The sequence below is a fragment of the Streptomyces griseorubiginosus genome, from assembly GCF_017614965.1.
GTDB classification, from domain to species: Bacteria; Actinomycetota; Actinomycetes; order Streptomycetales; family Streptomycetaceae; genus Streptomyces; species Streptomyces griseorubiginosus_B.
Map to the genome: position 1 here is coordinate 1 of NZ_WVUG01000334.1, position 9,302 is coordinate 9,302.

The 9,302-nt window shown below is 72.5% G+C and carries 8 protein-coding genes and 1 pseudogene; 7 read left to right on the forward strand and 2 right to left on the reverse strand.

All coding sequences use genetic code 11. The features are described 5' to 3' along the window. From GRC12_RS37680 to GRC12_RS37690, 3 genes and pseudogenes are all read left to right on the forward strand, one after another. A pseudogene (locus GRC12_RS37680) lies at positions 1-958 on the forward strand (FAD/NAD(P)-binding protein); the annotation flags it as partial. Continuing rightward, a complete protein-coding gene (locus tag GRC12_RS37685; RefSeq protein WP_208784730.1) occupies positions 958-2,775 on the forward strand; it encodes an AMP-binding protein in 1,818 nt (605 codons plus the stop codon). The pseudogene GRC12_RS37680 and the gene GRC12_RS37685, both read left to right, overlap by 1 nt. Before the next feature lie 4 nt (positions 2,776-2,779). After that, complete coding sequence (locus tag GRC12_RS37690; RefSeq protein WP_208784732.1) at positions 2,780-3,181, forward strand: cupin domain-containing protein; 402 nt, start codon at positions 2,780-2,782, stop codon at positions 3,179-3,181. Positions 3,182-3,243: 62 nt separating this feature from the next. Here GRC12_RS37690 and GRC12_RS37695 read toward each other — a convergent pair whose 3' ends face one another. Continuing rightward, positions 3,244-3,630: an antibiotic biosynthesis monooxygenase family protein gene (locus GRC12_RS37695; RefSeq protein ID WP_208784734.1), complete on the reverse strand. Its 387-nt coding sequence runs from the start codon at positions 3,628-3,630 to the stop codon at positions 3,244-3,246. Between the two features lie 17 nt (positions 3,631-3,647). Beyond that, positions 3,648-4,334: an N-acyl homoserine lactonase family protein gene (locus GRC12_RS37700; RefSeq protein WP_208784736.1), complete on the reverse strand. Its 687-nt coding sequence runs from the start codon at positions 4,332-4,334 to the stop codon at positions 3,648-3,650. Positions 4,335-4,465: 131 nt separating this feature from the next. Here GRC12_RS37700 and GRC12_RS37705 point away from each other — a divergent pair, with 131 nt between their 5' ends. The 4 genes from GRC12_RS37705 to GRC12_RS37720 form a co-directional block, all read left to right on the forward strand. Next, on the forward strand, positions 4,466-6,250 hold the full coding sequence (locus GRC12_RS37705) for an MFS transporter (protein WP_208784738.1): 1,785 nt from the start codon (positions 4,466-4,468) through the stop codon (positions 6,248-6,250). Positions 6,251-6,436: 186 nt separating this feature from the next. Beyond that, positions 6,437-7,600: a methionine adenosyltransferase gene (metK, locus tag GRC12_RS37710; RefSeq protein ID WP_208784740.1), complete on the forward strand. Its 1,164-nt coding sequence runs from the start codon at positions 6,437-6,439 to the stop codon at positions 7,598-7,600. 1 nt (position 7,601) lies between these two features. Beyond that, positions 7,602-8,585, forward strand: coding sequence for a carbohydrate kinase family protein (locus tag GRC12_RS37715; RefSeq protein ID WP_133043075.1), 984 nt, complete (start codon positions 7,602-7,604; stop codon positions 8,583-8,585). Beyond that, positions 8,582-9,302, forward strand: a 721-nt coding sequence (locus tag GRC12_RS37720) for a homocysteine S-methyltransferase family protein (RefSeq protein ID WP_208784743.1), incomplete at its 3' end; no start/stop codon positions are given. The genes GRC12_RS37715 and GRC12_RS37720, both read left to right, overlap by 4 nt.

Consider the following 9,302-nt stretch of genomic DNA (forward strand, 5'->3'; position numbering starts at 1 on the left):
GGCGGTGGGCGCGCCAGGCGGCCCGCCGGCAGTGCATGTGCCGGTCCCTGGCCCGCAGGACGTCGTCGTGCGGGCTGCGGCCCGTTGTGGGTTGCGTGGGTGGCGGGCCGTGGATCTGGAGGAGTGGGCCTGGCCGTTTCGTGGGCGGCGGTTCGCGAGTCCCGAGGCGTTCGAGGCGGAGTTGGCCGCGCTGTTGCGCCGGGATCTGGAGCTGGCCGCCGAGGGGAACGCCGAGGGGCCTGTGAAGGCGTGCCTCGACACCATCCGGGACGTGCGCGGAGTGCTGCGCACCGCGGTGGACTTCTCCGGGCTCGCGCCCGACTCGCACCGCGCGGACTTCCTGTCGGACTTCGTGCCGATGGTGTCCCGGCTGACCACCGGTCCGCCCATGGTGCGGCTGGAGCAGCTGCTGGCGCTCCTGGACGCCGGGCTGCTGCGCGTCGCCGGGCCGGACGCCCGGTTCGGCGCCGACGAGGACACCGGGCGGTTCTTCGTGGAGTCCCCGCATGTCGATGGCAGCCGTAGCGCGCTGGACGTGCTGATCGACGCCCGCATCCCTGAGCCCGACCTGCGCCGGGCCCACGGCGACCTCACCGCACGGCTGCGCGACCAGGGGCTGCTCACGCCGTACGTCAACCGGGGCCCGGACGGCAGGGAGTTCGCCACCGGCGGTGTCAGGGTCACGGGCTCGCCCTTCCATCCGGTCCGCGCCGACGGACGCCCCGAGACCGGCATGTACGTGCTGGGTATCCCGAGCGAGTTCACGCGCTGGTTCACCCAGGTCGGCAGCGGACGCCCCGGCGTGTGGGGGGAGTTCACGGCCGACGCCGACGCGATAGCCGAGGACGCCCTGACCGGGGCGCACACCACCCCCGACCACCCGGAACTGACCGGCGTCGTCCTGAGCCCCCGCTGGCGCACGGCCCTGACCACACCCGACGACGAGGGAGAACGGTGATGTCGGCACCACGTACTGACACGGGACCCGCCCGGACGGACGGAACCGGGCGCCGGGCCGTCACCCGCCAAGGCACGGAATACCGTTCCGCTCGGCACACCGAGGCCCACCACCACTTCCGCGCCGCCCGCGACCTGTTGCTCCGCCACCGCACCGAGCCCGACTCCGCCGTCGCCCGCTTCCGCTGGCCGCGGCCCGCTTACTTCAACTGGGCGCTGGAGTGGTTCGACGTCGTCGCCGAGGGAAACGACGCGCCCGCGCTGGAGCTCGTCGGGCGGGACGGCAGCGTGCGTGGGGTGTCGTACGCCGAGCTGTCCCGACGTTCGGACGCGGTGGCCGGGTGGCTGGCCCGGCAGGGGGTGGTCCGCGGCGACCGGCTGATGGTGGTGCTCGGTACGCAGGTGGAGCTGTGGGAGGTGCTGCTGGCGGCGCTGAAACTGGGGGCCGTGGTGGTGCCCAGCCACCCGGACCTGACCCCGGACCAGGCCGTCGACCGGGTCGGCCGCGGGCGCCTCGCGCATCTGGTGTGCCGGTCCGCGTCGACCGACGCCTTCGCGTCCGTTGCCGTCCCCGGCGTACGGGTCGCGGTGCCCGGCCCCGACGGGCGGGTGCCCCGAGGCTGGACCGACTACGGCGACAGCCACACGGTCGGCGAACCCTTCGTCCCCGACGGCCCCACCCCCGCCGACGACGTGGCCTTCTGCTACTTCACCTCCGGCACCACCTCCACGCCCAAACTGGTCGCCCACACCCACCTCAGCTATCCGGCCGGCCACCTCTCCAGCCTCTACTGGAACGGCCTGCTCCCCGGCGACCGGCACGTCAACGTCTCCTCCCCCGGCTGGGCCAAGCACTCCTGGAGCAGCCTGTTCGTGCCGTGGAACGCCGAGGCCACGATCGTCGCGCTGCCCGAGGGCCCGGTGGATCCGGCGGGTCTCCCCCGGCTGCTGGACCGGCTCGCGGCGGACAGCTTCTGCGCCCCGCCGAGCACCTGGCAGGCCCTGCGCCCCTATCTCGGCTCGGCCGCACCCCGGTTGCGGGAGGCGACGAGTGCCGGGGAGCCCCTGCCGACCGACCTTGCCGGGGCCGTACGGGACGCCTGGGGTGTCGTCGTACGCGACGGGTACGGCCAGACCGAGACGACGGCGCTGATCGGCACCCCGCCCGGCAGCACCCCCCGGCCCGGACTGCTGGGCCGCCCGCTGCCCGGCTACCGCATCACCCTGCGCGACCCGGACACCGGCGAGCGGCACCAGCAAGTGGGCGAGATCTGCGTGGAGTTGGCGCCCGGGGTCGGCGAGGGGGGCGCGGACGGCGGGCGGCCGGTCGGTGTGATGGCCGGCTACCCCGACGATCCCGAGCGCACCGAACGGGCCCTGGGGCGCGACTGGTACGCCACCGGTGATCTCGGTGAACGCGACGCCGACGGATGGATCCGGGTCCTGGGCCGGCGCGACGACGTGTTCAAGTCCCACGGCCACCGCGTCTCCCCGTACGAGGCGGAGGCGGCGCTGCGCGCCCACCCGGCCGTGGCGGAGGTGGCGGTGGTGCCGGTGCCCGACGAGACGGCCGGTCTGCTGCCGCTCGCCGTCGTCGTCCCGGCCCCCGGCCGTACGGCGGACCCGGCGCTCGCCGCCGAACTGCTGGCCCACGCCGAGCGCACCCTCTCCCCCGTCGGCCGCCCCGAGCAGTTGTGCTTCGCCGACCGGCTGCCCCGCACCACCTCCGGCAAGGTCCAACGGCGGGCGGTGCGAGGGCAATTGGCGGATTACGGAACGCCGTACCGATCCACCACCACTTCTCAGTCAAGGAGTTGACGTCATGTCAGTACAGCCGTCCACGGCCGCCGTTCCCCTGGTCGTCGAGGGGCTCGACCGGCCCGAGGAACTTCTCGGGAAGCTCAAGTTCACACCGCTGACCGCGGACGGGCGGGTCGGGGTCGAGGTCTTCCCGCTCTACACCACCGAGCAGACCGGCCCGGCCGGCCCCGCGGCCTCGCTGGTGCGCTACCACCCGGGCGCGGCCGCCGCCCCGCACCGGCACACCAGTTACGAGATCATCCTGGTCCTCGACGGCGAGCTGATCACCGAGGACGGACGGCACCCCAAGAACTCCCTGCTGGTCATGGCCCCCGGCAGCGTGCACGCCCCGCGCACCGAGCAGGGCGCGCTGATGCTGGTGGTGTGGGAGGCGCCGGTGGAGCCGGCGGAACCCGTGGAGTGACCGGCGGCGCGCACGCGGAGGGCCGCCGCACCGCGACGGTGTCGGCGGCCCCTCCGCGTGGTTCAGGCGTCCCGGACCTCCTCGGACGCGATGCCGTAGACGGCGTAGTGCCGGCCGCGCGAGCGGTCCTGGTAGGGCCGCAGCGCCGACGGGTTGTCCTTGTGATCCGGGCCGAACTGCCAGGCGCGGTACTCCTCCAGACTCTCCCACTCGCCGTGCAGCACGAACTCGTCGGGCCGGTCCACGTCCCGCAGCAACTCGCTGCGCAGCAGTCCGGGGATGGCGCCGGGACGCACCCAGCTGATCTCCCGGTACGCCTCCTCCAGCGGCTCGGTCCCCTCCTCGGGGGCCCGCAGATAGATGACCACACGGATGCGCTCGGTACTTGTCCCCTCGGTACTTGTCGCCTCGGTACTCATCGCCTCAGCGCTCTTCGCCTCGGTACTCATCAGCTAAGCCCCTGTTCTCAGTCGTAGTACTCGGGTGCGACCCGCAGCGTCCGCCACTGCTCGGCGTCGTGGCCGTGCACGATCAGTGCGTTCTCGGTGCGGGCCAGCTCCACCAACCGGCGGGTGGAGGCGCGCAGTTCCTTCTCGTCCAGGTCGAAGGGGAGGACGGGGCGCCGGTCGGCGTCCAGGGCCGCGCTGACCGGGATCGCGTCCACGGCCAGCAGCACGGGCCCGGTGTGCGCCAGGCGGACCAGGACGGACTGGTGGCCCGGCACATGGCCGCCGGAGGCGATCAGCTCGACGCCGGGCAGGAGTTCGGTGTCGCCCGCGACCGTGCGGTAGCGCAGGCCCGGTACGTCCCACAGCGGACGGGAAGCCTCCAGCCGCGGCACGGTGCCCGAGCGGGCCAGGTCGAGGTGCTCGCGCTGGATCACGAACTCGGCGCCGGGAAAAGCGGAATGACCGCCGACGTGGTCGGGGTCGAGATGGGAGCAGACGACGGTGTCGACGTCCTCGGGGCGTACGCCGAGGCGGGACAGCGTCGCCACCACGTCCTCGCCCCCGGCGACCTGGACGGGCCCGGCGCCCGGCGCCGCCCCGGTGTCGACCAGCACCGTACGCCCGTCGTCGGCGCGGATCAGATAGCCGGGCACCGGCGCCTGGAGCCCCGGGATGGTGCCCAGCCTCAGCAAGTACAGCCTCATGTCTGCGCGTTCCCTTCCGGCGCGGCGGGTTGCCGCTGCCGCCCGGCATGGTGGGCGCGGGCGCTCGAGCGGCGCTCAAGCGGAGGCGATCACACTCGGCGCAAGCGCGCCGTCGGACAGAGGAGAGCCCCGTGACGCACGCAGCAGACGAGACGTACCTGGCAGGGGAGGGAGAGCCGGACCCGCAGCGGTGGCGCGCCGCCGCAGTGATCCTCGTGGCCATCGCCCTCGACCTGATCGACACCACGATCGTGAACGTGGCACTGCCCGTGCTGCAGACCGACCTGGGCGCCGGAAAGGCGGCGCTCCAGTGGGTGGCCGCCGCGTACACGCTCACCTTCGCCCTCAGCCTGATCACCGTCGGCCGCATCGGCGACATGCTCGGCCGCAAGAGGATGATCTCCATCGGCATCGTCGTGTTCGTGGCCGCCTCGCTGCTGTGCGGCGCGGCGCAGAGCACGGAGATGCTCATCGCCTCCCGGGTGCTGCAGGGCCTGGGCGGCGCCATCGTGATGACCCAGGGACTGTCCGTGTTCCAGGTCAGCTTCCCGCCGAAGGAACGCGCCGCCGTCTTCGGCATGTTCGGCGCCCTGTCCGGTGTCGCCGCGATGCTCGGCCCGGTGCTGGGCGGCGTGCTCGTCAACGCCGACCTGTTCGGCTGGTCGTGGCGCCCGATCTTCCTGGTGAACGTGCCGGTCGGCCTGTTCGCCCTGATCGGGGTGAACCTGTACGTGCGCGAGTCGCGTTCGCCCAACGTCAAGCACCTGGATCTGGTGGGTGTCGCCCTGGTGACGCTGGCCCTGCTGTCGCTGCTGTACCCGCTGGTGCAGGGCGAGCAGGACGGCTGGCCCGCCTGGTCGTTCGTCGCCATGGGCTGCTCGGTGCCGCTGTTCGTGATCTTCGGTCTGTACGAGCGGCGCAAGGCGGCCCGGGACGGCTCCGCGCTGGTGGAGCCGAGCCTGTTCAAGGAGCGGTCGTTCGTGGCCGGTCTGCTGGTGATGCTGAGCTTCTTCGCCATCATCTCGGGCCTGTTCTTCCCGTTCACCCTGTATCTGCAGGTGGGTCTCGGGTTCTCGCCGCTGGCGGCGGGGCTCGCCACCGTGCCCTTCTCCTTCGGCGCGATGATCACCTCGTCGTTCTCGGCGGTCCTGGCGATCAAGATGGGCCGCAAGGTGCTCAGCATCGGCATGGTGATCATGGGTGTCGGCATGGTCGCCCTGATCTGGACGATCGACCACTTCGGTTCCGCCACCGGCGGCTGGGACCTGGCGCCGGCGCTCGCCGTGCTCGGTCTCGGCCTCGGCTTCGTCATCTCGCCGGTGGTCGACATCGTGCTGGGCGGGGTCCCGGTGGAGCACGCCGGCTCCGGCTCCGGCGTGCTGAGCACCGCCGACCAGCTGGGTGCCGCCGCGGGTGTCGCCGTCATCGGCGTGCTGTTCTTCAACCTGCTGGCGGGACAGGCGGTGCCCGGCGCGAACACGGCACTTCCCGAACTGCGCAAGGAACTCACCGCGGCCGGGGTCGCCGCGCAGGCCCAGGACACCATCGCGGCCAACTTCCGCGCCTGCGCGAAGGAGAGCGGCAAGAACGAGGACGCGGGCGCCCCGCCCGCCGTCTGCCGGCGGATCGTCCCGGCCGGGGCGGTGCCCGCCGGTCAGGAGCAGCGCGTCGGCAAGGCGCTCGCCAAGGCCTCGGACAAGGCCCGCAAGGAGGGCTACGCCAAGGCCACGGGCCACGTCCTGTGGTACGAGGTCGGCGTCATCGGCCTCGGCTTCCTGCTCACCTTCATGCTGCCCAAGCACGCCCGCAAGCCCGAGTGGGAGCAGGGCGACGAGGGCGACGCGGGCGGTGAGGAGACGCCGGCAAGCGGCGACTCCGGCCCGGCGCCCCGGGCGCACACCGCCGAACGCGCCTGACCCACTCACGGGGAGACCGAGGCCCGGAGGACCGGACCGGGCGTCCGGGGCCGCCGTACGCGCACACACCCGCGTACGGCGGCCTCGCCGTGCGCCGGGCTGTAGAGCCCTTCGAGCCGCTCTGCAGAACCCGGCGCCACGCTGGCCGCGCAACCGCGGTCCGGCTGTCGTCCCCCTGGAGGGTCCGTGTCCCGTCGTCTGTTCACCTCGGAGTCCGTGACCGAGGGTCACCCCGACAAGATCGCTGACCAGATCAGCGACACCGTTCTCGACGCGCTGCTGCGCGAGGACCCGGCCTCCCGGGTCGCCGTCGAGACGCTGATCACCACCGGTCTGGTGCACGTGGCCGGCGAGGTCACCACCCGGGCCTACGCCCCCATCGCCCAGCTGGTCCGCGACCGGATCACCGAGATCGGCTACGACTCCTCGGCCAAGGGCTTCGACGGCGCCTCCTGCGGGGTGTCGGTGTCGATCGGCGCGCAGTCGCCGGACATCGCCCAGGGCGTGGACACCGGCGGCGCGGGCGACCAGGGGCTCATGTTCGGTTACGCGACCGACGAGACGCCCACCCTGATGCCGCTGCCGATCTCCCTGGCACACCGCCTGTCCAGGCGCCTGTCCGAGGTCCGCAAGGACGGCACGGTCCCCTATCTGCGCCCCGACGGCAAGACACAGGTCACCGTCGAGTACGACGGCGACAAGGCGGTCCGCCTCGACACGGTGGTCGTCTCCTCGCAGCACGCGAGCGACATCGACCTCGGCTCGCTGCTCACCCCGGACGTCCGGGAGCACGTGGTCGACCACGTCCTCGGCCAACTGGCCGACGAGGGCCTGAAGTTGGACACGGAGAACTACCGTCTGCTGGTCAATCCGACCGGCCGCTTCGAGATCGGCGGCCCGATGGGCGACGCGGGCCTGACCGGCCGGAAGATCATCATCGACACGTACGGCGGCATGGCCCGCCACGGCGGCGGCGCCTTCTCCGGCAAGGACCCGTCCAAGGTGGACCGTTCGGCGGCGTACGCGATGCGCTGGGTGGCGAAGAACGTCGTCGCCGCGGGTCTCGCCTCGCGCTGCGAGGTGCAGGTGGCGTACGCGATCGGCAAGGCCGAGCCGGTGGGTCTGTTCGTGGAGACCTTCGGCACCGCCAAGATCGACCACGAGAAGATCGAGAAGGCCATCGACGAGGTCTTCGACCTGCGCCCGGCCGCGATCATCCGCGACCTCGACCTGCTGCGCCCGATCTACTCGCAGACAGCCGCCTACGGCCATTTCGGCCGCGAGCTCCCGGACTTCACCTGGGAGAAGACCGACCGCGTGGACGCCCTGCGCAAGGCCGCGGGGGTGTGAGGTGCGTATCGCCGTCACCGGGTCCATCGCCAAGGACCACCTCATGTCCTTCCCGCACAGGTTCGCCGACCAGCTCCTGGCGGAACGCCTGGACCGGATCTCGCTCTCCCTGCTGACGGACGAACTCGAGATCCGCTACGGCGGGGTCGCCGCCAACATCGCCTTCGGGCTCGGCTCGCTCGGCCTCGACCCGCTGCTGGTCGGCGCGGCCGGCGCCGACTTCGCCGACCAGGAGGTCTGGCTGAAGGAACACGGCGTCGACACGGCGGGCGTGCGCATCAGCGACACCCTGCACACCGCGCGCTTCGTGTGCGCCACCGACACCGCCCAGAACCAGATCGGCTTCTTCTACGCCGGCGCGATGGCGGAGGCCCGCCACATCGACCTGCCCGAACTGCTCGCCCGTACCGGCGGCGCCGACCTCGTCGTCATCTCCCCCGACGACCCGGACGCCATGGTCCGTCATGTCCGCCAGTGCGTGCGCCTCGGCGTCCCGTTCGTCGCCGACCCCTCGCAGCAACTGGCCCGCCTGGACCGTGCCCAGACGCGGGCCCTGCTCGACTCCCCGCGCTGGCTGTTCACCAACGAGTACGAGGCCCTGCTCATCCAGGAGCGCACCGGCTGGACGGAACAGCAGGTGCTGGGCCGCGTCGGCACCTGGGTCACCACGCAGGGCGAGCGCGGCTCCCGGATCACCCGCGCGGGCCGCACCACGACCCTCGTCCCGGCCGTCGCGTCCCGGGGCGCCGTCGATCCCACAGGCGCCGGCGACGCCTACCGGGCCGGCTTCCTCGCCGCCCTGGCCTGGGAGTTGGACCTGGAGGACGCGGCCCGGCTGGGCAGCGCCGTCGCCTCGGTGGTGCTGGAGAGCCGCGGCACCCAGACCTACGCCCTGGACGGCAACGACCTCCTGGACCGGCTCTGCGGCACCTACGGCGCCGGCGCGGTACGCCGTCTCATCCCCAGGCTGGGGGCGCTGTCATGACACCGGCGGCCCGGGCCGCGGCGCTGCACGAGGCCCTGGCCACCCGGGTGGTGGTGGCCGACGGAGCGATGGGCACCATGCTCCAGGCCCAGGACCCCTCCCTCGACGACTTCCAGCAACTGGAGGGCTGCAACGAGGTCCTCAACGTCACCCGCCCCGACATCGTCCGTTCGGTCCATTCGGCCTACTTCGACGCGGGCGTCGACTGCGTCGAGACCAACACCTTCGGTGCCAACCACGCGGCACTCGCCGAGTACGACATCCCCGAGCGCGTCGCCGAGCTGTCCGAGGCCGGTGCCCGGATCGCCCGCGAGACGGCGGACGAGTTCGCCGCCCGGGACGGCCGGCAGCGCTGGGTGCTGGGCTCCATGGGCCCGGGCACGAAACTGCCGACCCTGGGGCATGTGTCGTACGGAGTCCTGCGCGACGCCTATCAGCGGAACGCCGAGGGACTGCTCACGGGCGGTGCCGACGCCCTGCTCGTGGAGACCACGCAGGACCTGCTCCAGACGAAGGCGGCGGTCCTCGGCGCCCGACGCGCACTCCAAGCCCTCGGCGCCGACGTCCCGTTGATCGTGTCGGTCACGGTTGAGACGACCGGCACGATGCTGCTGGGCTCGGAGATCGGTGCCGCGCTGACCGCGCTGGAGCCGCTGGGCATCGACATGATCGGCCTGAACTGCGCGACCGGCCCGGCGGAGATGAGCGAGCACCTGC

Excerpts from the sequence above, each read along its gene's own strand:
- GRC12_RS37685 (WP_208784730.1), top strand. The coding sequence starts at position 958 with ATGTCGGCACCACGTACTGACACGGGACCCGCCCGGACGGACGGAACC.
- GRC12_RS37700 (WP_208784736.1), bottom strand. The coding sequence starts at position 4,334 with ATGAGGCTGTACTTGCTGAGGCTGGGCACCATCCCGGGGCTCCAGGCG.
- GRC12_RS37695 (WP_208784734.1), bottom strand. The coding sequence starts at position 3,630 with ATGAGTACCGAGGCGAAGAGCGCTGAGGCGATGAGTACCGAGGCGACA.
- GRC12_RS37690 (WP_208784732.1), top strand. The coding sequence starts at position 2,780 with ATGTCAGTACAGCCGTCCACGGCCGCCGTTCCCCTGGTCGTCGAGGGG.